Below are 21,399 nucleotides of genomic sequence, written 5' to 3' on the forward strand. Positions count from 1 at the left end.
ATGCGCGGCGGCCAGGGGGATGATTCCATCGCCGGCGGGATCGGCGCCGACTGGATCTCGGGCGACCGCGGCTCCGACACCGTCAGCGGCGGCGGCGGGGCCGACATCTTCCACAGCTTCTCCGGCGCCGGCGTCGACGTGGTCCTCGACTTCAACGCCATGGAAGGCGACCGGGTGCAGCTCGATCCGGGCACCAGCTACATGCTGAACCAGGTGGGCGCCGACACTGTCGTCGACATGGGCGATGGCGACGAGCTGATTCTGAGGAACGTGCAGTTCGCCACCCTGCCGCAGGGCTGGATCTTCACCCTCTGAGCGCGCGCGGGCGAGGCGCGGTCCGGCGCGGATCAGAAGGCGCCCTGCGGTTGCAGGTTGGCCAGCGCCAGGAGCACCGCCGAGGCGCAGGCGAAGCTCGCGCTGACGATGAAATAGAGGCGGGCCACATAGGAGGGGGCGGCAGCGGCGGATTTCATGGCGATTTCCCTTCAGCTCCGCCCGCACCCTGCGACGCTACAGCTGAACTGTGCGCGAAACGCCCAGTCAGCCGCCGTTCATCTTGGCCGTAGGACCCCGCTAGAGCGGGCGCACCATCCCTTTCAGCCGCTCGCCCTCGGGCCGGAAGGCGACGCCCAGCACGCGGTTGCGGTCCACGGGACCCGGCAGCTCCACGTCGCGGGCGCAGGCCGCCGAGAACCCGAACCGGCCGAAATAGGGCTCGTCGCCGACCAGCACGATCGCGGCCTCGCCGGCCGCCTTCGCCGCGGCGCAGGCCTGCTGGATCAGTAGACCGCCCAGGCCCGACATCCGTTCGTCCGCGTCCACCGCGACGGGACCCAGGAACACGATCGGCGTCTCGCCCGCGCGCACGCGCCACTGGCGCACCACGCCGACCATCCGCGGCCCGCGCCAGGCGCAGAACGACAGCTCCGGGGCGAAGCTGGCGAACTCGCGCACCCGCTCGGAGACCTTCACGAAACGTCCCGGGCCGAACGCCCGGTCGATCACCTCGTCGGCGAGCCGGGCGTCGGACGCCCGCTCATTGGCCAGCTGCGGCTGATCGGCCGCCGGGTCGGGTTTCAGGCTCATGGTTGGAACGACTGCGCTGACAGGGACGGGCCGGACCGGCGGAATGCGCCGGCGGCGTTGACGGTTCAGCGGGGCTGGCCCGCGCTCGGGGGTCGTCGCAGTCGCATGGTCGGGGCCCTGTCGCCGCCAACGGGAGCCGCGCAGGTAAGGCGTGCCGGCCGTGGCGTCAACGGTCATTGCCGCGCGGCCCGACGCAAGGCAGGGTCTGCCGTCCATGGCCGACGCCGCTCCGGACATCGTCCCCTCCGCCCGTGCGCTGCTCAGGGAGCGCGACTACCTGGCCTTCTGGGTCTCGCGCTGGACCGGCGGATTCGCGGCGCAGATCCAGAGCGTGGCCATGGGCTGGCAGATGTATGCGCTGGCCCGCCAGACCCGCTCGGTCGAGGAGAGCGCCTTCCTGGTGGGGATGATCGGGCTGGCGGCGTTCATGCCGGTCTTCCTGCTGACGCTTCCGGCCGGCGAGACCGCCGACCGCCACGATCGCAAGACCGTGCTGCTCGCCTGCTTCGCGGGCGAGATGGCGAGCGTTCTGGTGCTGGCGATCGCCACCTGGCGCGGCTGGGTGAGCGTGCCGCTGATGCTGATCGTGGCCGCAGCCTTCGGCGCGGCGCGCGCCTTCTTCGCGCCCGCCAACACCGCGCTCGGGCCGATGCTGGTCAGCCGCGCCTTGCTGCCGCGGGCGATCGCCTGGAACTCGCTGGCCTGGCAGACGGCGGCCATCGCGGGGCCCGCCGCGGGCGGCCTGCTGGTGGCCTTCTCGCCGACCCACGCCTACCTCGCGACCTTCGCCCTCTACATCGTCTCGGCGCTCGCCGTGGCTGCGATCCGCAAGCCCACCCAGCCGGAGGTCCAGCCCGGCTCGCGCTGGTCGCTGATGAAGGAGGGGTTGCGCTACGTCTGGCGCCAGCGGATCGTGTTCGGCGCGATCTCGCTCGACTTGTTCGCGGTCCTGCTCGGCGGCGCGACCGCCCTGTTGCCGGTGTTCGCCCGCGACATCCTGCAGGTGGGGGCGCAGGGCTTCGGCATCCTGCGCGCCGGACCGGCGATCGGGGCCACCATCGTGGGCTTCTGGCTCGCCGCCCATCCGGTGCGCCACAAGGCTGGCGTCGTGATGTTCGCGGGCGTCGCGGTGTTCGGCCTGATGACCTGCCTGTTCGCGGAATCGCGCAGCCTCTGGCTGTCGGTCGCGGCGCTGGCGGTGCTCGGCGGGGCCGACATGCTTTCGGTCTACGTCCGCCAGACCCTGACCCAGCTCGTCACCCCCGATCCGATGCGCGGGCGCGTGGCGGCCGTCTCCTCGGTGTTCGTCGGCGCCTCCAACGAGCTCGGCGAGTTCGAGAGCGGCGTCGTGGCGCGATTCCTCGGCCCGGTCGGCGCGACCCTGTTCGGCGGCATCGGCGCGCTCGTCGTCACCGGCGTCTGGGCCCGCCTGTTTCCCGCCTTGCGCAACGCCGATCGCCTCGAATAACTGTCGCCATTGATTAGCGACATAGGCCGAAGGAGGCGCGTATGGGCGTATTGGATGGCAAGGTGGTCCTGGTTACAGGCGGCGGCAACGGCATCGGACGCGACTGCGCGCTGATCGCCGCCCGCGAAGGCGCGAAGGTCCTGGTCAACGACCTGGGCGGCGGACTGAAGGGCGAGGACGAAGGCTCGGCGGGTCCCGCCGAGGCGGTGGCCCAGGAGATCCGCGCCGCCGGCGGCGAGGCGGCCTCCAACTCCGACAGCGTCACCAACTACAAGGCCGTGCAGGGCATGGTCGAGCAGGCGCGCGACACCTTCGGCGGGCTGCATGCGGTGATCAACCCGGCCGGCATCCTGCGCGATACGATGTTCCACAAGATGAGCGAGGACGACTGGGACCGCGTCATCGACGTGCACCTGCGCGGCTCGTTCAATGTGGGCCGCGCCACCATCGAGCTGTTCCGCGACCAGCAGGACGGCGCCTACATGTTCTACACCTCCACCTCGGGACTGTTCGGCAACATCGGCCAGGCCAACTACGGCGCGGCCAAGATGGGCATCGCCGGCCTGTCGCGGATCATCGCCATGGAGGGGGCGCGCAACAACGTGCGTTCCAACTGCATCGCCCCGGTCGCCTGGACGCGGATGACCCAGTCGGTGCCGATCAAGGACGAGGCGGCGGCGGCGCGGCGCAAGGTGATGGCCGAGAAGATCCGCCCCGACCAGCCGGCGCGGTTCTCCGTGGCGCTCGTCTCGCCGGCCGCGGCCGGCGTCTCGGGCCAGATCTTCGGCGTCTCGGGCGAGACCATCATGCTCTACTCGCAGCCGCGGCCGATCGAGACCTGCACCAAGCCGGAAGGGCAGGAGTGGACGGTGGACGCGATCATCAAGGAAGCGCTGCCGAAGATGGCGCCCAAGTTCTTCGACCTGAACCGCGCCCCGCAAGGCGGCGCGCAACAGAACCAGGGCCAGCAACAGCGCCAGCCGGCCTGATCGCCGGCTGAGGCTCAGACCTTCGAAGGGCGGGCGCCGATCGGGCCCCGCCCTTTTCTTGCGCCTGGTCGCCCGGAACAGCGCGCCTTCGAGCGCCAGGAACGCGACCGCCGCGCGCAATCCCGCGCCGTTCGTCGCGTAGGCCGCCTAGGCGGAAGCGCCCGCCAGCACCGCCCGCGCGTCCGCCTCGGCCAGGGGCTCGCCCACGATGCTGAAGTTGTGCGCCTCGCCGGCGGCGATCAGCTCCTGGCGTGTGATGTCGTTCGCGCCCGGCGGCGGGATTCTCAGGTCGGCGGTGGGCGTGCCGACCGCCTGGATGAACCGCAGGAACTCGTCATCGGCGTGCACCAGCAGCATGCGGGCGGGGCCCGGGCTGACGACGCGGAACGTATGCTCGACGCCGGCCGGCAGGGCGACATAGGCGCCCGGCCGCGCGGCCAGGGTGCGGCCGCCGCAGCGGACCACGACCTCGCCCTCCAGCAGCAGGAAATTGTCGTCCGCGCGGTGATGGACATGGCGCGGGGGTGAGCCGCCCGGCGGCACCGTGAGCTCGATGACCGTCGGCGTGAGCGAGGCGCCCCGCGGATTGCGCAGCACGGCCAGCGTGCCCAGGAACCACCATGCCCGGCTGCTCGCCGGATCCGTCGCGAGCGCCCGCCGGGCGGCGGCGGGCTCGCCTTCGATCTGTCTGGCGTTTGCGGTCATTGTCGGCTCCTCTCACTCACACTGAATTCGACTGGCGTCCTGGTCGGCGGAGCGCCGCCACGAGGGTCTCGATGGCCCACGCGACCGCGGCCTGGGCATCGCCGTCGGAGAGGCCGCTCTCGTCGGCGACCGCGACCCAGGCGGCGGCGTTGCAGAGGTGGGCGATCATCCCGCTCGCCTGGCGGGCGAGCTCCGGCTGCAGGCCGGCCAGCAGCGGCTCGAGCGCGCCCTCGATCGCCTCGCGCCGATGCGCCCGAAGGCGTGAGCGCGCGGTGCGGCCGGCGCGCGTCTGCACCAGCGCGCGGACCAGCCGGGGTCTTGCCGAAAGCTTCCGCGCGGCCTCGCGGAAATTGCCGGCGATCGCCTGCGGCCCCTCGATCTCGATCGGCACGCCGAGGCTCGCGTAGATGTGCTCGCCCGCCGCCTCCAGCAGGCCCGCCCGGTGGGGGAAGTAGCGGTAGAGGGTGCGCAGCGACACGCCCGCGGCGCGCGCCACCTCGGCCATGGAGATCTCCTGCAGCGGCTGCGCCTCCAGCGCCGCGATCGCCGCCTCCAGAAGCGCCTCGCGCACCTGCCGGGCCTGGCGCTCGCGCAACGGCACGGCCTGGATGCTCATGGCACGATCGTGACGCTATGACACGGACGTGTCAACAGTGCCGGCGCGCCGTCCGGCGCCTCACAGCCGGTGCCGCTTCACCCATTCCTCCCTGGTCATCTCCCAATAGACCGAGCGGCGCGTGGCGCCGTCGGGTCGGGTGACCTCGCGCTCGCCCATGCGGCGGAAGCCGGCCGCGTCGATGCCCTTCTGCGAGCGGATGTTGTCCAGCGCCGCGGTCAGGCACATCAGCCGCACGCCCAGCGTCTCGAAGATCCAGTCGAACGACCGCACCATGCCGCGTCCGCCCTGCCCGCGGCTCTGCAGGTCGGCGCGGATCGCCCCGGCCAGCTCGGCCGAGGCGCGCTCCGGCCAGACGGTGATCTTGGCGTAGCCCGCCACCTCGCCGCGCTCGTCGAGCGTCACCGTGAGCAGCCCCTCGCCGGCCAGCGCCTGGGCCTGGGCCTCGGCCACCCAGCGGGTGATGCTCTCCGGCGTGATCGGCCGGGGCAGGTCGTAGATCGGGTCGGAGACGCGCGCGTCGGCGAGTAGGGCGACCAGGCCGGGCACATGGCTGAGGTCGGCCCGCACCCGCCCGGGCCCGAGGCTGGCCAAGTCGGCGGCGCGCACCGCGTCGCGGATCGCTTCGGCCTCCTCGTCGGAGGCCTGCAGCACCGTCTTTGGCGGGGTGCTCATTGGGCCAGCCTCCTCAAGGCCTCTCCGGTCAGCCGCCGCGTCGTCCAGTCGTCGAGCGCGGCCGCGCCCAGGCTGTCATAGAAGGCGATGGACGGCGCGTTCCAGTCCAGCACCGCCCATTCCAGCCGCCCCAGATCCTCCGCCGCGCAGCGCTCGGCGAGCCGCTTGAGCAGCGCCTTGCCCGCCCCGCGCCCGCGCGATTCGGGGAGCACGAACAGGTCCTCGAGCCAGATGCCGTGCCGGCCGCGGAAGGTGGAGTAGTTGTAGAACCACAGCGCGAAGCCGACCGCCTCGCCCTCCGCCTCGGCGATGTCGCAGAACACCCGCGGCGCCGGGCCGAACAGGTCGCGCTCGACATCGGCAAGGCTCGCCTGCGCCTCGTGCGCCAGCCGCTCGTACTCCGCGAGCGCGCGGATGAAGCCCAGGATCACGGCCGCATCGGCGGGCCTGGCTGCTCGGACGCTGACGCTCATCTGGCGAACGGCGGATAGATGCGGAAGCCGGCCATGCGGTGGTGCTGCAGGCCGGCGTAGAAGTCCTCGGCGCTGTCGGTGACCAGATCGATCCGCCCGCCGCCGGCCCGCTCCAGCGCCAGGGCGAGCATCCGCCGCGCGATCCCCTGGCCGCGATGCGCCGCGGCGGTCGCGATCAGCGACAGGTGCGCCTGGATCTCGCCGTCGCTGAGCAGCTGGGCGAAGCCCACCACCTCGCCGTCGGCGGCCGCCACGACGCTCGTCACCCCCGGCGCGGTCAGCGCCCGGTGCGCGCGGGCCGGATCGGCCGGAAACGAGGGCCAGCCTTCTGCGGCGCAGAGCCCGATGACGCCATCCAGGTCCGCGCGGCCATAGGGCCTGACCTCGACCGCCGCGCTCACGGCAGCCCACGCTCGGCGAGCGCCGCCGCCAGCTCGGCGTTGGAGCGGAACAGCAGCGCATCCCATCCCGCGGCCTTGGCGGCTGCGACGTTGGCCGGGCTGTCGTCGACGAACAGGATCTCGCCGGCCTCGACGGCCAATCCCCGCCGCACCGCCTCGAACGCCTCGGCCGTGGGCTTCACCGCGCCGATCTCGCACGACAGGAACAGCGGGTCGAATAGCCCTTCGTTCACCACCACCCGGCGCACGAAGGCCGGATTGTCGGAGAACCCCGCCACCCGCACGCGACCCTTCAGCCGCGCCGCCAGATCCCAGAGCTCCGCGTTGGGCGCTTCGAACACGCTGAGCCAAAGGTCGAGCGCCTCGTCCATGGCCACCGCCTCGCCCGCGAGCGCGCAGAGCCCGTCCAGCAGGGCGCGCTCGTCGATCTCGCCGCGGTCGAGCGGGCCGGCGACCTCGGCCTCCAGGGCGCGCACCGCCTCGGGCGTGACGCCGAAGCGCTCGGCCACCGCGCGCACCCGCCGCTCGCGGTCGAACGGCAGCAGCACGCCGCCGAGGTCGAAGACGACCACGCTCGCCCGGCTGGGCGTCATTGCGCCGGCGCTGGCGTCCCGGCGCCCAGCGTCACGCCCGGCGGCGGCTTGTCGTCCTCCGGCACGAAGAAGTCCGGCATCAGCAGCTGGCTCGGATCGACCCGGTAGCGCTCGAAGTCGCGCACGCCCTCCGCATAGAGCAGGCTGTCGTCGATCAGGAAGTTGCCGCTGAACGCCTTCGCCGGCTTCAAGAAGATCGCGTGGGCCGCGTCGGCCATGATCTCGGGCTTGCGGCACTGGCGCATGCCCTGCTCGCCGGAGAGCGCGAACTGGATCGCCGCCGTGGCGATCCCGGTCCTGGGCCACAGAGCATTGAACGCGATCCCGTCGGCCCTGAACTCGGCCGCCATGCCCAGCACGCACATGCTCATGCCGAACTTGGCCATGGTGTAGGCGGTGTGGCCGGCGAACCAGCGCGGGTTCATGTCCAGCGGCGGCGAGATCATCAGCACGTGCGGATTGGCCGCGCGCTTCAGGTGCGGGATGCAGGCCTTCGACGTCAGGAACGTGCCGCGCGCGTTCACATGGTTCATCAGGTCGTAGCGCTTCATCTCGGTCTGCAGCGTGCCCGTGAGCTGGATCGCCGAGGCGTTGTTGACGCAGATGTCGATGCCCCCGAACCGCTCCGCGGCCCGGGCGACGCCGGCCAGCACCGAAGCCTCGTCCCGCACGTCGACCACCAGCGGCAGGGCCTTGCCGCCGGCTTCCTCGATCGCCTCGGCGGCGGTGTAGATGGTTCCCGGCAGCTTCGGATGCGGCTCGGCGGTCTTGGCCGCGATCGCCACGTTCGCGCCGTCCCGCGCCGCCCGGAGCGCAATCGCCAGCCCGATCCCGCGGCTCGCCCCGGTGATGAAGAGGGTCTTTCCTTGCAGCGACATCCCGGCGGCTCCCTTTCGATCGCGCCGCAAGCCTTAGGCGCCCGCTCCCGCCGCTCAAGCGAAATCCCCGTGCGGGGCGCGATGCGGTTCGGCTAAGCCGCCTGGTACCAGTCCACGCCGCGCTCGTCGCGCCGCCGCACGGCCTGGCCGCGCGCCATCAGGCAGTTGAGGTGCGCCAGGCTCTCGCCGGTCGCCATGCCGACGTTGTTGCCGTCGATCTTGCGGCGGAACAGCACGTGGAAGACGTCGACCGCCCGCTTCGGCTCGGCGATCTCCGCCCGCAGGTGCGTGAGCCTCCGCTCGTGACCGCCGATCAGGGCGTCGATGCGGGCGTGCAGGCCATGGAACGGCTCGTTGTGGGCCGGCAGCACCAGGACGTTGTCCGGCACGATGGTCTTGATCCGCGCCAGCGAGGTCAGCCAGTCGTCCAGCGGATCGGCCGCGGGCTCGGTCGGGAACACCGAGACGTTCGAGGTGATCTTCGGCAGCACCTGGTCGCCCGAGATCAAGAGCTTCAGCTCCGGACACCAGAGGCAGACGTGCTCCGGCGTGTGGCCCGAGCCCACGACCACGCGCCAGGCGTGGCCGCCGATCGCGATCTCGTCGCCGTCGCGCATCCGCTGGAAGCTGTCGGGCAGGGCGTGCAGCGCCCGGCCGAAGCCGCCGAATCGCGAGCGGTAGGTGTCGAGCGCCTCCTGGTCCCAGCCCGCCGCGCGATAGAACTCCAGCGCGTCGGGCGGCGCCTCGCGGCCGGTGTCGGCCGCCAGCGAACGGCACATCAGGAACTCCAGCCGGCTGATCCAGAGCCGGCAGTTGAACTTGCGGGTGAGCCAGCCCGCCATGCCGATGTGGTCGGGATGCATGTGGGTGATGAACACCCGCGTCACCGGCTTGCTTTGCAGCACGCCGGCGAAGGCCTTGCGCCAGGCCTGCATGCTGGCCTCGCTGTTGAGCCCGGTGTCGACGATCGCCCAGCCGCCCTCCTCGACGATCGCCCAGACGTTGATGAAGGCCAGCGAGCCGCCGAGCGGCATGCGGATCCATTTCACCCCCGGCGCCACGTCGACGCCCTCGCCGACCTTCGGCCCCTGCTCGATCGGATAGACGAGCCGGCGCCGGCTCTCCGCCTCATGGGGATCCTCGACGCCGTCGGGCGTGATGCTGACCTGCTTGTTCATGCGCCCATTGTGCTGGCTTGCCCCGACGGGAGCAAACCCTCCTGAGCGTCCCGTCTCTGGCGGTTAGGTCACACCTTCGCCGGCGCCAGGCGCTCGACCCAGCTGCGCAGCAGGTTCGCATCGGCGACGCCGGCGTGGCGCGCGGCGACCTTGCCGCCCTGGAAGGCGAACAGCGCCGGGATGCCCTGCACGCCGTACTTGGCGGCCAGGTCGGGATGGGCGTCGACGTCCACCTTCACGAAGCGCGCGTTCGGCTCGAGCGATGCGGCGGCGCGGGCGAAGATCGGCGCCATCGCCCGGCAGGGTCCGCACCAGGCGGCCCAGAAGTCGGCCACCACCGGCAGGTCGGAGCGGGCCACGTGGGTCGCGAACCGCGCCCCATCCAGGGCCACGGGTTCGCCGGTGAACAGCGGCTTGTGGCAGCGGCCGCACTTCGGCTGCGCCGCCAGCTTCACGGCCGGCAGGCGATTCACCCCGTCGCAGTGCGGGCAGACGACGTGCAGGGCCTCGGACATGGCTTCTCGCTCCTGAACTCGCCGATCCCCTCTAGCGGTTCCGCAGCCCGCTTCGCCGCGACCCAGATCAAAATCCAGCGAGCGACGGACACCAGCCCCGGCGTCTGCTAATCTCCCGCCCGTCGGGGGAGGCGCCCAGCCCAGTCACACGGAGACCTCCCAATGGCCAATCGCGACCTTACGCCGTTCAACCGGGGAACGGGCCTGAGCCTCTACGGCTCGCGCGACCCGTTCTCCTCCTTCCGCCGCGAGATGGACCGCCTGTTTGAAGACTTCTTCGCTCCCATCGAGGGCCGCAGCTTCGCCCCGGCCCAGGGCCAGAACGGCTCGCAGCAGCTCGCGCTGTGGCCGCAGATCGATCTCAACGAGACAGACAAGGCCTACACGGTCACCGCCGAACTGCCGGGCCTCGATCCGAACGACGTCCAGCTCAACCTGAAGGACAACGCGCTGATCATCTCCGGCGAGAAGCGCTCCGAGCGCAACGAGGAGGACCAGGGGCGGCGTTACTCCGAGCGCAGTTTCGGCCGCTTCGAGCGGGCCATCCCGTTCGAGACCGAGGTGGACGCCGATCGGGTCGAGGCGAAGTGCAACAACGGCGTCCTGACCATCACCCTTCCGAAGAACGCCCAGGCCCACGACAAGTCGAAGAAGATCGAGATCAAGCCGCAGAGCGAGGGGGGCTCCGCGGGGTCAGTCCGCCAGTAGCGGCCTGACGTCGCCCGTCAGCAGGTCGAGGAGGCGTCGGGTCAGGAACACCGACATGCGCCGGCCCTCCTCGATCTCGCGATAGACCACCCTCGGCGCCCGGCCGGGCCGGCTCGCGATCGCTGCCGGCTTCGCCGGGCCTCCCAGGCTCAGTTGGCGGTTTTCACCGGCCGCGGACCGCCGGACACCTCGCGGGCCCGCCTCGAGCAAGCTCCGCCATGAGGTCGATGAGGCCGGCGCAGGAGTGGTCGTCGCGCGCCCCGAGCGCGACGCGGAGAAATGACGGCTCGCCGGTCTCCGGCTCGATCACCTCGAAGCGATGGCCGCGAAAGCCGAAGCTGCCGCCGCGCTCGATCAGCAGGCCTCGCGCCTTGGCCTCGTCCTCGATGCGGCAGGCGAGCGCCTCGAGCGCCTCGGCGCTGTTTCCGGTTGCGAGTTCGAAGGCGCAGTAGGGCGCGGCTGAGCCGGTGAGCTCGGCGCCGCCGAGCGGCTTGAACAGGCGGTTTCGCACCGTGACGGCCTTCGCCAGGGCCGCGTTGTGAGCGAACACGCTTTCCGCATAGGTCTGCGTCGCGCCGCGATCGAGGAAGAACGGCGCTTCGAGCGCCAGCGCATCGACGAACCGAAGCCCCGCGCCGGTCAGCGTGCGGCATCGCTTCAGTCCCTCCGTCAACGAGGCGGCCAGTTCCGCGTCCCTCGCGAACACGCTGGCGATGCCGACATTGGCCAGCTCCAGGCCCTGCTGCAGCAGCTTCAGTCCCGACACCAGGCGGATGACGGCCGCGCCGCCGGCGATGGGTTCGCCCAGGATCCGCGGCAACTGGGTCACCGGCGCCGACAGGGTTTCGTCGACGACCAGCGTCTGGCCGTCGGTCAGCCTCCGCGCGAGTTCCGATGGGTCGTGGCTGGTGAAGCGCCCGTCGCAAGCGACGGGCTCGACGATGATGCAGTCCGCCTCCGCGCTGGTCCGGGCCGGCGCGCAGGCGCGCGCCGCCAGCTCGCTGGTCTCGAAGTAGGCGCCGACGTGTGCGACCTTGAGCTTGCCGGGTCGAGTTTCCCCGAGATGCAGAAGAAGGGTCGCGAGCGCCGCCTGCCCGCTCGAAAACATGACGTGAGCCGCGGCCCACCCCGGCGGCGCCGGCCCGAAGAACGCCTCGCAGCGCGCCTCGAGGCTCTCCGGCTGGAAGTCCCGTTCGTAGCCGTAGGCGTCGTGCCGGTTACGCTCCAGGCGCTTCGTCTCCCGCTCTGTCGGCGAGCGCAGGACGCGGGCGGTTTCAGCGGCCACGGACTTCAGCCACGCCGTGCGCAGGCGCCGCGCCGCCTGCTCGAAGCCGAGCTCGACCTCGATCGGCGCAGCGCGGTTGAGCGCCGTCTCCACCAGCGCCTCGATCTCGCGGAGCGTGGGTTCCATCTCGGGACGGGACTGCGTCAGCGCGCGCGCCAGCTCGATCAGCGCCGTCGCCTCAGGTTGGTTCTGATCCTTCGACATCCGGACCCCGAAGATGAGCGTGCAACGAGGCTCTAACGCGTTCGCCGCGGGCTCGGGCTCCGCGGGTCCGGGGCCGCCTTTACGGCCGAGCCGCGCTCGATCATCCTCGATCCGGCCGCGACAGGAGCTTCCCATGCGCCGGACGAGCCCGCTTCGCCACGAGGCGCTCCGCGACACCATGTGGGTTGGCAAGGGGGTGCGCGGGATCGTGATCCTCGGGATCGCCGCGGTCGCCGCCGCGGCGTGGCTCCTGTATTAGGCCATGACGCAGCCGCACCCGGCGGTCGGGACCGTTCGCCGGCGGTTCATCGGGACCGACGCGGCGAGCCTGGCGGCCCACGGGGACCCGTTCCGGCCGCTGGAGCCCGAATGCCGGGTGGTGCAGTTCGCCCAGCCGCTCACCCCCGACGAGCTTCGCCGCGCAAGCGCGCTCATGGCCGGCCGCGGCGACGTCGAGCTCTACGTCTATGGTCGCGCCAGCCGCGATCTCGACTTCCTGCAAGCCTTCCCGGACCTCCGCAACCTGCACCTGGCGCTCTACGACCTGGAGGATGTGGGCGGCTTCCAGGCGGTCGCCGGAAGCCTCGAGACCTTCACCTTCGCCAACACGAAGCGGCGCTTTCCGCTGGGCTTCCTCGCCGGCGCGCGCCGGCTGCGGCGCCTGGTCCTGGCCGGTCACGACCGCGAGCTCCAGACGGTCGGCGGGCTCACCGGCCTGCGCGAGCTCGGGATCAGCGGGATCACCCTCCCCGACCTCTCAGTGTTCGAGCGCCTGACGATGCTGACGACCTTGCGCGTGTTCCTCGGGAGCACGCGCGATCTCGGATTGCTGCCGCAGTTCGGCCGGCTCGAGGACCTCTGGCTGATGCGGATCACCGGCCTCGCCGACCTGGGGGTGCTCGCCGAGCTCGAAAGCCTCGCGGTCCTGCGGCTCGACTGGATGCGCAACGTCACCGCCCTGCCCAGCTTCGCGCCCCTCGCCCGGCTGACCGAGGTCACCCTCGACACCATGAAGGGCCTCACCGACCTGCGGGCGGTGGCAGCCGCGCCGGCCCTGCGCCGGCTCGTCGTCGCCAATACGCCCCAGCTTACCGCCGAGGCCTTCGCCTGCCTGCAGGGCCACCCGAGCCTCGCCCAACTGTTCGCCCACACCGGCCGTGCGAAGGTCAACGCCGCGGTCAAGGCGATGCTCCCGGGCGTCGCCGCCTAGCAGGCGCGCGGCAGTGACGTCCGCCGGCCGTGTCGCACGACGTAAGGCTTCGCGATGACGATGCTTGATAGACCTGGGACGGCAGGACTGCCGCAGGCGCGACTTGGCGGCTATCGGAGCCTCGCCGTCTCTTCCATCCAGGCACGCAGCGCCCGAAGGAACGGCAGCACTTCGCGGAATTCCTTCTGCGTGAAGCCGTCGCGCAGGCTCGCCATGCGGGGCTTCAGGCTCGCCATCGCCCGCTGGTAGGCCTGGCGGCCGGAGGCGGTCAGCGAGACCCGCTTCTTGCGGCCGTCCGCCGGATCCGGGGCCACCTCGGCCAGGCCGGTCGCCTCCATCCGCTGCAGGGTGTTGGTGATCGCGCCCGGGGTCATCTGCAGGGCCTGGGCGATCGTCGCCGGGGCCTGGCCCTCGCCGCGCCGCATCAGGAGGTTCATCACCGCGAACTGCGGATAGCTCACGCCCAGCGGCAGGCAGCGACTGATGATCGTGCGCACCCCGGCGTCGATCAGCCCGATCTCGTCGAACACCTGGACTTCGGGATGCTCCTCGACGACCGGCGGCATTCCGCGCCTCCTCGTTCAATCTCGAACAAGTCGCCTATAGCGCATCGGGCAGTAATGTTCAATATTGAATTACAACCCGTGGTCAGGCGGCGTCGAGCACGTCCTTGATCCCGCGCCGTGCGAGCCCGTCGGCCCGTTCGTTGAGCTCGTGGCCGGCGTGGCCCTTCACCCAGCGCCACTTCACGTCGTGGCGCAGGCGGGCTTCGTCAAGCCTGCGCCAGAGGTCCTCGTTCTTCACCGGCTTCCTGTCGGCGGTCCGCCAGCCGCGCGCCTTCCAGGCGTGGATCCATTCGTGGATGCCCTGCTGGACGTACTTGCTGTCGGTGTGCAGCTCGACATTGCACGGCCGCTTCAGCGCCTCCAGCGCCTGGATCGCGGCCATCAGCTCCATGCGGTTGTTGGTGGTGGCGAGCTCGCCGCCCCACAGCTCCCGCTCGTGCGCGCCCGAGATCAGGATCGCGCCCCATCCCCCCGGCCCTGGATTCCCCGAGCACGCCCCGTCGGTGTAGATCACCACGCTCGGCGTCATGCCGCGGTCCCGAACAGCACCAGGTCCGGCGAGGCGCGGTGCACGGCGAGCTTGCGCTCGTACTCCAGGGGGTCCTTGGGCCGGACCAGCGCGCCGGCCGGCGTGGCCCCCCAGTCGTGCAGGCGGGTCAGGAAGAAGCGCATCGCCGCGCCGTGCGCCAGGATCGGCAGCGACCGCCGCTCGGCCTCGCTGAGCGGCCGCCGCGCCTCGTAGCCCGCCACCAGCTGGCGCGCGGCGGTGATGTTGAAGCTGCCGTCGGGCTCGAAGCACCAGGCGTTCAGCGCCACCGCGATGTCGTAGGCGTACGCATCGGTGCAGGCGAAGTAGAAGTCGATCGCGCCGGCGAACCTTCCAGATTGAAAGAACACGTTGTCGGGAAAGTAGTCGGCGTGGATCACGCCCGCCGGCAGCGCCTGCGGCCAGTCGCGGTCGAACCGCCCCAGGTCGCTCGCGATCACCGACGACAGGCCGGGCTTCAGGGCGTCCGCCTGCTCTTTCAATGTTGAAAAGAGTGGCGACCAGGCTGCTTCCCCGAGGTCGTTGACCCGCCGCATCGGGAAGCCTTCGCCCGCCGCGTGCAGCCAGGCGAGCCCCTCGCCCGCCGCCCGGCAGTGCGCCGCCGAGGGCCGCCGGGCCGACAGCCCCGAGAGGAAGCTGACGATCACGCACGGCTTGCCGCGCACCCGCTTCAGGACCTCGCCGGCCTTGTCGGCGATCGGCGTCGGGCAGGGATAGCCGCGCTCGGCGAGCCAGCTCATCAGGCCCAGGAAGAACGGCAGGTCCGCCTCGCGCACCCGCCGCTCGTAGATGGTCAGGAAGAAGCGCCCGGTTTCCGTCTCCAGCAGGAAGTTGGAGTTCTCCACCCCCTCGGCGATGCCCTTGAAGCTCAGCGCCTGGCCGAGCGCATAGTCGGCCAGCAGCCCCGCCAGCTCCTCGTCGGTGATGTCGGTGTAGACCGCCATGGCCCAGCGATTGGGCTGCATCGCGCCCGCGGGTCAAGACGCCAGCCGCGCGCCATGCTAGATATGCAGCGGCTTTCCTGGGAGGATCCGATGATCGCGCTGAAGGTCGAGAAGATCGGCGACCAGGTCGTCTTGATCCTGACGGAAGAGGCCCTCGAGGTGCTCAACGCCGAGGTGGGCGGCGTGCTGCATCTCGAGCCTGCGCAGGACGGCAGCGTGCTGGTGGCCGCCACCCAGGAGGTCTGGCTCGAGGACCCGCACGCCCGCGGCCGCGCCTTCCTCAAGCGCTACACCCGCGCCCTGGAACGCCTCTGAGCCGCACGCCGTCGGCGGCGCCGCTCATTCGGCGATGCGCTCCGCGATCGGATGGTCGAAGACAAGCACGACGTAGCCTTCGTGCTCGAGCCGGCGGGCGGGCGGGCCCAGCTGCCGCACCGCCGCCGCCTCGCAGGCCGGCAGATCGAGGCAGGCCTCGCCGTCGTTCTTCACCAGCACGAAGCGCGCCTTCAGCCCCGGCGGCTCGTCGGCGGCCCGGTACCAGAGGCTGGAGCTCTCGGCGACGCGGCGGCGGAGCTTGCCGCCCTCGAAGGCGACCGGCCGGATCGTCACCCGTCCGCCGCTCACCGGACCGATGATCAGGCTTTTCGCGCCCCAGTACGGGCCGTAGCCGTAGGTCAGGCCCTGGCCCTCAAGGTAGGCGGCGAGCGCCTCGGCCTCATAGGGGCGTGAGGGCCGGGGCGGTCCGAGCCATGCGCCCGGATCGGCGAGCGCGCCGGCGGTCGCGAACAGCGCCGCATAGGCTGCAGCGGCGAACCGCGCCCACGCCGGCCGGCCGCGCCATCCCGCCGCCAGCGCATAGGCCGCGAGCAGGCCGCCGAAGAAGTAGAGGTTCGGGAACCAGCGCCCGAGGCTCGCCAGCGTCGGCCAGGCGCCGATAGCATAGGCGCTCACCGTCCCCAGCATCGAGAGGATCGCGGCGGCGACGATCAGCTGCCGGCTCGCCGAGTCCCGCCGGGCCGCCGCCGCCGCGCCCAGGACGGCGGCGGCGAGCGCCAGCGCGAGGGCGATGAAGTCGACGTGCAGCACCCACCAGGCGCCGGTGTCCGCGCGGGGCAGCACATTGGCCATGGCCGCCGCGTCCTTGGCCGCCGTCCACAGATTGTGCAGCACCCCCGCCGGGCTGGTCAGGTGGAACTGCGGGCTGGGCAGGAAGCCGAGCGCGCCCCAGACGCGGCTCTGGGCGGCCCAGGCGGCGAGTCCGCAGGCCACGAACAGGGCGGCCGCGCCGCGGCCCGCCGCCTCGCGCCGGCGCGCGAGCGCGAAGACGCCGCTCGCCAGGATCAGCGGCAGCGCGATCGCAGGCATGGCCCAGGGATCGGAGACCGCGTCGATGAACACGGCGAGCCCGCTGGCCAGGGCGAGCAGCACCGAGCCGCGCCCGACCGCGGCCGCCCCGAGGATCAACGCCGCGAGCGCCCAGGCCATGGAGATGTTGTGGGTGACCGGATAGGCGAGGTAGCCCGCCGAGCCGATCGCCGCCGGGTTGGCGAAGGCCAGCACGCAGGCCAGCACCGCCGCCGCCGTGGCCCCGGCCAGCCGCCAGGCGAGAGCGGCGGTCAGCGCGACGCTGGCGGCGAAGATCATCCAGCCGACCGCGGCCACCGTCGTCGGGCTCGGGCCGGCGAGGCTGAACACCAGGGCGTCGATCGGCGTCAGCGACAGGAGCCAGTTGTCGGGCGTGTAGCGCCAGGAGGCGAGGAAGCTCCAGCCGTGGCGCTGGAAGCCGGTCCACAGGGCGAGCGGGACCGCCATGTCGGAATCCGGCGTCCAGATGCTGATCGCATAGCGGAAGCTGACGAAAAGCCCCAGGGCCAGCCCCGCCGCCGCCGCGCCGATCACGCCGGGGCGCGCGGGCGGTGACGCGGCCTGGCGGGCCGCACGCGCCTTGCTCAATCGGGTGACTCCGGACCGGCCGAGGCGGCCTGCATACCCGCGCCCGCACGTCGCCACAACCGCGGGTTGGCGGCTCGACGGCTTGGTCAACCTACCCCTCTCCATCATACTGGAGGGCGTTGGGTGCGCCCGGAAGAGCGCCGCCCGGATTGGCGAGAGTTGCATGCATGCCGAACCAGAGCCGAGGCGCTACCACGACCTGACGTTCGACGCGGATCTCATGACCGCCATCCGCGACGACGGCGGGCGACTTCGCTTCTCGCGCCTCGAGCGCGCCCTGCTCGCCACGCTGGCGGCGCGGCCCGGCCGGCTGTTCTCCCGCGAGCAGCTGCTGTCGGCGATGCGGGCGGAGCCCGAGGATGTCAGCGACCGCAATGTCGACTTCCTCGTGAACCGGCTGCGCCGCAAGCTGGCGGACCCCGCGCGGGCCCCGCGCTTCATCGCCACCCAGTACGGCGAAGGCTACGTCTGGATCGCGCCGCCGGTCCGCGGAGGCCGCCCCGAATTCCTGGTGATCGGTCCCGTCCGCGGCGCGCCGCGGGCGCCCCAGCAGCCGCTCGTCGAGGCGGCGCTGCAGCAGCTGCGGCGCGAGATGGCCGAGCGCTCCGCCGTCGGCCAGGAGATCACCCTCCTGCCGAGCTGGTCGCGCGAGGACGGCGCCCCATCGCCGTTCCGCTTTTCCATCGGCGTCGACCTCATGGTCCGCGACGACGGGCTGCAAGCCGCCTTCACGCTTCGCGACCAGTCCAGCGGACGCAACATGGGCGTGGTGAGCTGCAGCCTGACCCAGGCTTCGCTGGGCGAGCGGCTAGGCGAGGTCGCCGAGCAGCTGGTCGGGGCCCTGTGGCGCGACCTGGCGCTGCCGCCCGGGCACGCCCTCGACCCCGCCGGGCCGCCGCTGGAAATCCGCATGCAGGACGCCGCGATGGTGCTCTCCAAGGCCTTCGACCTGGGCTGGGGCTACATCGGCGAACGCCTGACGGAGGCGCGCAGGCTGGCGCCGGACGAGCCGGTTCTGGCCGTCATGTGGGCGACCTGCCTCTACGCGCGCATGCTGTTCGGCCTGGGCTTCGAGGGCGACCCGGAGGCCTACGGGCGAATGGAGCGGGAGATCGAGCGGCTGGTCCTGGGCGCCTTGCCTGACATTCGCGCCGACCCCGTCCTGAGACTCGCCGCGGCCAAGCTGCTGTTCATCGTCGATCCGGCGGCCCATCTGCCGCTCGTCGAAGCGCTGGTCGATGAGAGCCTGTCGGCGAGCACCGCCTACGCCGCCGCCCTGTCGCAGCTCGGCGCGATCCAGGCCTACCGCGGCGAGCTCGACGCCGCCGCGACGAGCTTCGACCAGGCGCTGGCCTTCTGCGAGCCGGGCGCGGAGTTTCGTATGTATCTGCTGGTGAAGCAGTCGGCGGTGCGGCTCGCACAGGACGACTGGTCGGGCGCACGCGCGAACTTCCGGCAGATTGTCGCCGCCAAGCCCGCGGCCCGCCCCGGCCTGGTGCTCCGATACCTCCCGCCGCACGACGGTCTGGACTCCCGGTCTCAACGCGCGCTCGCCCACATTTCGGAAACGGCCGCCCGCCAGCTCGTCACCCAGCAGCTGTTCATGTTCGCGCGATATCTCCGCCGCCCTGAGCATGTGCGCAACTTCATGGCCGGGATGCTGCACCATCTGTTGCGTCGGTTCGGGCCGGGCATTCTGCCGCCCCATGTTCCCGGCATCCCCGACGAGCTGCTGAGCGAATGGCGGGCGGCGCCTCGCGGATGAGCCAGGGCCGCCGACTTGCGCCGCCGGCGCATCGGCCGCGATAGTCCGGCCATGCCCGTCAACCCGCACAATCTCGCCTACTGGAACGAGGTGACCCCGCAGCACGTCACCTCGGCGTTCTACCGCACGGAGGATTTCCGGCGCGGCGAGAACGTGCTCGACCCGGTGGTGCGCGATGCGGTGGGCGAGATCGCCGGCGCGCGCCTCCTGCACCTGCAGTGCCACTTCGGGCTCGACACCCTCTCGCTCGCCCGGATGGGCGCGCAGGTGACCGGCCTCGACTTCTCGCCGCCGGCCATCGCCCAGGCCCGCGCGCTGGCCGAGGCCGCCGGGATCGAGGCCGCGTTCGTCTGCGCCGACGTGCTCGCTCCGCCGGCCGACGTCGCCGGCTTCGACATCGTGTTCGCCTCCTGGGGCGCGATCTGGTGGATCGCCGACCTGGACGCCTGGATGCGCGTTGCCGCCGCCGCCTTGCGCCCCGGCGGCCGCCTGTTCCTGTGCGAAGGCCATCCGGCGTTGCTGATGCTCGACCAGCGCGCGCCGGCCGGCGTCCTGCAGCTGCGCTGGCCCTGCGACTCCGACCAGCCGCACATCGACGTGGGCGCCGACGACTACGCCGGCGCCGACATCGCGCCCACCCGCACCGACGGCCACTTCCACGGCCTCGCCCGCATCCTCGGCGCCGCGCTGCGCGCGGGCCTGGTCATCACCGACTTCCGCGAGGGCGACCGCGTCCCCTGGAAGGCGCTCGACCAGATGGTCAAGCTCGACCGCGACTACTGGGCGCTGCCGCCCGACCTCCCGTTCGTCCCGCTGAGCTTCATCCTGCAGGCGGCCAAGCCCGCCGCCCGCTGAGGCGCGACGGGACAACCGGGCATTGCGCTGAGGGCGTAGATATGCGCGTTGAACGCCATTGCCCCGTCAGGCGCATCTATGATCGAACGCTTGCTGAGAAAGCTGGAGCTGCGCGATCCGCTTCACCCGCCCGAGCGGGCCGCGCTCCAGGCAAGCCTCGTCGGCCCCGTGCGGTTCGCGGCGGGAGAGGCGATGGTGCTTCAGGGTTCGAGCCCCGACCGCAGCACGCTGCTTCTCGAAGGCCTGACCGGCCGCGTCGTCACCATGCACGACGGGGCGCAGCAGATCACCTCCGTGCACATTCCGGGCGACTTCGTCGACCTCCACAGCTTCCTGCTGCGCAGGATGGACCACAGCGTGGTCGCCCTGACCGACTGCCGCGTGGCCACGGCGGCGCACCCCAAGCTACGCGACCTGACCAGCCGCTTTCCGCACCTCGCGCGGCTCCTGTGGCTGAACACCCTGCTCGACGCCGCTATGCATCGGCAATGGCTCGCGGCCATGGGGCGGCGCGGCGCCGTGGGCCAGCTCGCCCACCTCATCTGCGAGATGAACCTTCGCCTGGAGGTGGTGGGGCTCGCCGCCGACGGGGCGTTCGACCTGCCGCTCAGTCAGGCCCAGTTCGCGGACATCCTCGGCCGCTCGCGAGCCACGGTGAACGCCGCCGTGCAGGATCTGCGCGCCCGCGGGCTCGTCGCCTGGCGGGGGTCGCGCCTGGAGATCGCCGACTGGGACGCGCTGGCGGAACTCGCCGAGTTCAATCCCACCTACCTGCAGCTCGAGGCCATGCCGGTCTGAGCCGGAGGTCCCGGCGCCAGGCTAGGCCAGCGCCCGGGGGAGCTTGAAGCTCACGGTCTCGCGCGCGGCGTCGGTGTCCTCGACGGTGACGTCGAAGTCGCGGGAGAGCCGCGCGATGAGGCCCTGCACCAGCACCTCCGGCGCCGAGGCGCCCGCCGTCACGCCCGCCACCCGCACGCCCTCCAGCCAGGCGGGGTCCAGCCCGGCCGCATCGTCGATCAGGTACGCCTTGGCGCCGGCCCGCCGGGCGACCTCGGCCAGCCGCACGGAGTTGGAGGAGTTGGCGCTGCCGAGCACCAGCAGCACTTCGCTCCTCGCCGCCACGGCCTTCACCGCCTCCTGGCGGTTGGTGGTGGCGTAGCAGATGTCCTCCTTGTGCGGCTGGGCGATCGCAGGGAACCGGGCCTTCAGGGTCGCCACGATCGCGCTGGTGTCGTCGACCGAGAGCGTCGTCTGGGTGACGTAGGCGAGCCGGGCGGGGTCGTTCGGCGTGAACGCCTGCGCGTCGGCCACCGTCTCCACCAGGCTCACCGCGCCTTCCGGCAGCTGGCCCATGGTGCCCACCACCTCCGGGTGGCCGGCGTGACCGATCAGCACGATCTCGCGGCCGGCGTCATGATGCCGCTGCGCCTCCACATGCACCTTCGAGACCAGCGGGCAGGTGGCGTCGAGATAGAAGATATTGCGCGCCCGGGCCTCCGCCGGCACCGACTTCGGGACGCCGTGGGCGGAGAACACCACCGGCCGGTCCGCCGGCGCTTCGGCGAGCTCCTCGACGAACACCGCCCCCAGGCCGCGCAGCCGCTCGACGACGTGGCGGTTGTGCACGATCTCGTGGCGCACATAGACCGGCGGGCCGAACTTCTCGATCGCCCGTTCGACGATCTGGATCGCCCGGTCGACGCCGGCGCAGAAGCCGCGGGGCGTGGCGAGCAGCACGGTCAGGGGGCGGCGGGTCATCGGGCGCGGACCTTAAGGCCGCGGCCC

General features: G+C 71.7%; 26 protein-coding genes and 1 pseudogene. 10 read left to right on the forward strand and 17 right to left on the reverse strand.

Annotated features, from left to right (window positions below):
* Positions 1 to 315: pseudogene (locus Q0W60_RS11270) on the forward strand (calcium-binding protein); the annotation flags it as partial.
* Between the two features lie 32 nt (positions 316 to 347).
* Here the strand turns inward: Q0W60_RS11270 and Q0W60_RS11275 are convergent.
* Positions 348 to 473, reverse strand: coding sequence for a hypothetical protein (locus tag Q0W60_RS11275; RefSeq protein WP_297695596.1), 126 nt, complete (start codon positions 471 to 473; stop codon positions 348 to 350).
* Positions 474 to 573: 100 nt separating this feature from the next.
* A complete protein-coding gene (locus Q0W60_RS11280; protein WP_297695598.1) occupies positions 574 to 1,086 on the reverse strand; it encodes an N-acetyltransferase in 513 nt (170 codons plus the stop codon).
* A gap of 214 nt (positions 1,087 to 1,300) precedes the next feature.
* Here Q0W60_RS11280 and Q0W60_RS11285 point away from each other — a divergent pair, with 214 nt between their 5' ends.
* The gene (locus Q0W60_RS11285; RefSeq protein ID WP_297695600.1) at positions 1,301 to 2,554 is read left to right on the forward strand and encodes an MFS transporter; all 1,254 of its coding nucleotides are present in this window, start codon (positions 1,301 to 1,303) and stop codon (positions 2,552 to 2,554) included.
* Positions 2,555 to 2,595: 41 nt separating this feature from the next.
* Complete coding sequence (locus Q0W60_RS11290) at positions 2,596 to 3,543, forward strand: SDR family NAD(P)-dependent oxidoreductase (RefSeq protein ID WP_297695602.1); 948 nt, start codon at positions 2,596 to 2,598, stop codon at positions 3,541 to 3,543.
* Between the two features lie 147 nt (positions 3,544 to 3,690).
* On the opposite strand, the gene Q0W60_RS11295 is transcribed toward Q0W60_RS11290, so the two are convergent.
* The 9 genes from Q0W60_RS11295 to trxC form a co-directional block, all read right to left on the reverse strand.
* Entirely contained in the window at positions 3,691 to 4,248 is a 558-nt protein-coding gene (locus tag Q0W60_RS11295) for a cupin domain-containing protein (protein ID WP_297695603.1), read from the reverse strand.
* Between the two features lie 16 nt (positions 4,249 to 4,264).
* Positions 4,265 to 4,864 carry a TetR/AcrR family transcriptional regulator gene (locus Q0W60_RS11300; RefSeq protein WP_297695605.1) on the reverse strand — a complete coding sequence of 200 codons (600 nt, stop codon included), beginning with the start codon at positions 4,862 to 4,864 and terminating at the stop codon, positions 4,265 to 4,267.
* Between the two features lie 60 nt (positions 4,865 to 4,924).
* On the reverse strand, positions 4,925 to 5,539 hold the full coding sequence (locus Q0W60_RS11305) for a GNAT family protein (RefSeq protein ID WP_297695607.1): 615 nt from the start codon (positions 5,537 to 5,539) through the stop codon (positions 4,925 to 4,927).
* Entirely contained in the window at positions 5,536 to 6,012 is a 477-nt protein-coding gene (locus Q0W60_RS11310) for a GNAT family N-acetyltransferase (protein WP_297695609.1), read from the reverse strand. Before Q0W60_RS11310 ends, Q0W60_RS11305 begins: the two co-directional genes overlap by 4 nt.
* Positions 6,009 to 6,413, reverse strand: coding sequence for a GNAT family N-acetyltransferase (locus Q0W60_RS11315; protein WP_297695611.1), 405 nt, complete (start codon positions 6,411 to 6,413; stop codon positions 6,009 to 6,011). The genes Q0W60_RS11310 and Q0W60_RS11315 overlap by 4 nt, the downstream gene beginning before the upstream one ends.
* Positions 6,410 to 7,006, reverse strand: coding sequence for an HAD-IA family hydrolase (locus Q0W60_RS11320; RefSeq protein WP_297695612.1), 597 nt, complete (start codon positions 7,004 to 7,006; stop codon positions 6,410 to 6,412). The genes Q0W60_RS11315 and Q0W60_RS11320 overlap by 4 nt, the downstream gene beginning before the upstream one ends.
* On the reverse strand, positions 7,003 to 7,884 hold the full coding sequence (locus Q0W60_RS11325; protein ID WP_297695614.1) for an NAD(P)-dependent oxidoreductase: 882 nt from the start codon (positions 7,882 to 7,884) through the stop codon (positions 7,003 to 7,005). The genes Q0W60_RS11320 and Q0W60_RS11325 overlap by 4 nt, the downstream gene beginning before the upstream one ends.
* Positions 7,885 to 7,976: 92 nt before the next feature.
* On the reverse strand, positions 7,977 to 9,062 hold the full coding sequence (locus Q0W60_RS11330) for an MBL fold metallo-hydrolase (RefSeq protein WP_297695616.1): 1,086 nt from the start codon (positions 9,060 to 9,062) through the stop codon (positions 7,977 to 7,979).
* Positions 9,063 to 9,130: 68 nt separating this feature from the next.
* Positions 9,131 to 9,577, reverse strand: coding sequence for a thioredoxin TrxC (gene trxC, locus Q0W60_RS11335; protein ID WP_297695618.1), 447 nt, complete (start codon positions 9,575 to 9,577; stop codon positions 9,131 to 9,133).
* A 162-nt stretch (positions 9,578 to 9,739) separates the two neighbouring features.
* Between trxC and Q0W60_RS11340 the strand changes: the two genes are divergently transcribed.
* Positions 9,740 to 10,285, forward strand: a complete 546-nt coding sequence (locus Q0W60_RS11340; protein WP_297695620.1) for an Hsp20/alpha crystallin family protein — start codon at positions 9,740 to 9,742, stop codon at positions 10,283 to 10,285.
* 163 nt (positions 10,286 to 10,448) lie between these two features.
* Here the strand turns inward: Q0W60_RS11340 and Q0W60_RS11345 are convergent, their stop codons facing one another.
* Positions 10,449 to 11,774 (reverse strand): hypothetical protein, encoded by a 1,326-nt coding sequence (locus Q0W60_RS11345; protein ID WP_297695622.1) that lies wholly within the window; start codon positions 11,772 to 11,774, stop codon positions 10,449 to 10,451.
* Positions 11,775 to 11,907: 133 nt separating this feature from the next.
* Between Q0W60_RS11345 and Q0W60_RS11350 the strand changes: the two genes are divergently transcribed.
* Positions 11,908 to 12,033, forward strand: a complete 126-nt coding sequence (locus tag Q0W60_RS11350) for a hypothetical protein (protein WP_297695624.1) — start codon at positions 11,908 to 11,910, stop codon at positions 12,031 to 12,033.
* A 3-nt stretch (positions 12,034 to 12,036) separates the two neighbouring features.
* Positions 12,037 to 12,984 (forward strand): hypothetical protein, encoded by a 948-nt coding sequence (locus Q0W60_RS11355; protein ID WP_297695626.1) that lies wholly within the window; start codon positions 12,037 to 12,039, stop codon positions 12,982 to 12,984.
* 110 nt (positions 12,985 to 13,094) lie between these two features.
* Here the strand turns inward: Q0W60_RS11355 and Q0W60_RS11360 are convergent, their stop codons facing one another.
* The 3 genes from Q0W60_RS11360 to thrB form a co-directional block, all read right to left on the reverse strand.
* Positions 13,095 to 13,550, reverse strand: a complete 456-nt coding sequence (locus Q0W60_RS11360; RefSeq protein WP_297695628.1) for a MarR family transcriptional regulator — start codon at positions 13,548 to 13,550, stop codon at positions 13,095 to 13,097.
* Between the two features lie 82 nt (positions 13,551 to 13,632).
* Positions 13,633 to 14,079 (reverse strand): ribonuclease HI, encoded by a 447-nt coding sequence (gene rnhA, locus Q0W60_RS11365; RefSeq protein WP_297695630.1) that lies wholly within the window; start codon positions 14,077 to 14,079, stop codon positions 13,633 to 13,635.
* Positions 14,076 to 15,041, reverse strand: coding sequence for a homoserine kinase (gene thrB, locus Q0W60_RS11370; RefSeq protein ID WP_297695632.1), 966 nt, complete (start codon positions 15,039 to 15,041; stop codon positions 14,076 to 14,078). The genes rnhA and thrB overlap by 4 nt, the downstream gene beginning before the upstream one ends.
* A gap of 90 nt (positions 15,042 to 15,131) precedes the next feature.
* Between thrB and Q0W60_RS11375 the strand changes: the two genes are divergently transcribed.
* Positions 15,132 to 15,356 (forward strand): hypothetical protein, encoded by a 225-nt coding sequence (locus Q0W60_RS11375; protein ID WP_297695634.1) that lies wholly within the window; start codon positions 15,132 to 15,134, stop codon positions 15,354 to 15,356.
* A 24-nt stretch (positions 15,357 to 15,380) separates the two neighbouring features.
* Here Q0W60_RS11375 and Q0W60_RS11380 read toward each other — a convergent pair whose 3' ends face one another.
* The gene (locus tag Q0W60_RS11380) at positions 15,381 to 16,994 is read right to left on the reverse strand and encodes a hypothetical protein (protein WP_297695635.1); all 1,614 of its coding nucleotides are present in this window, start codon (positions 16,992 to 16,994) and stop codon (positions 15,381 to 15,383) included.
* A 163-nt stretch (positions 16,995 to 17,157) separates the two neighbouring features.
* Between Q0W60_RS11380 and Q0W60_RS11385 the strand changes: the two genes are divergently transcribed.
* The 3 genes from Q0W60_RS11385 to Q0W60_RS11395 all read left to right on the forward strand — a co-directional run bounded on the left by Q0W60_RS11385 (position 17,158) and on the right by Q0W60_RS11395 (position 20,412).
* Entirely contained in the window at positions 17,158 to 18,759 is a 1,602-nt protein-coding gene (locus Q0W60_RS11385; RefSeq protein WP_297695637.1) for a winged helix-turn-helix domain-containing protein, read from the forward strand.
* Positions 18,760 to 18,810: 51 nt separating this feature from the next.
* Entirely contained in the window at positions 18,811 to 19,614 is an 804-nt protein-coding gene (locus Q0W60_RS11390) for a class I SAM-dependent methyltransferase (protein WP_297695639.1), read from the forward strand.
* Positions 19,615 to 19,692: 78 nt separating this feature from the next.
* Positions 19,693 to 20,412, forward strand: coding sequence for a Crp/Fnr family transcriptional regulator (locus Q0W60_RS11395; protein WP_297695641.1), 720 nt, complete (start codon positions 19,693 to 19,695; stop codon positions 20,410 to 20,412).
* Positions 20,413 to 20,433: 21 nt separating this feature from the next.
* Here the strand turns inward: Q0W60_RS11395 and ispH are convergent, their stop codons facing one another.
* Positions 20,434 to 21,372, reverse strand: coding sequence for a 4-hydroxy-3-methylbut-2-enyl diphosphate reductase (gene ispH, locus Q0W60_RS11400; protein ID WP_297695643.1), 939 nt, complete (start codon positions 21,370 to 21,372; stop codon positions 20,434 to 20,436).
* Positions 21,373 to 21,399 lie beyond the last annotated feature (27 nt).

Origin of the sequence: Phenylobacterium sp. (assembly GCF_025934275.1) — a bacterium.
Classification (GTDB): domain Bacteria; phylum Pseudomonadota; class Alphaproteobacteria; order Caulobacterales; family Caulobacteraceae; genus Phenylobacterium.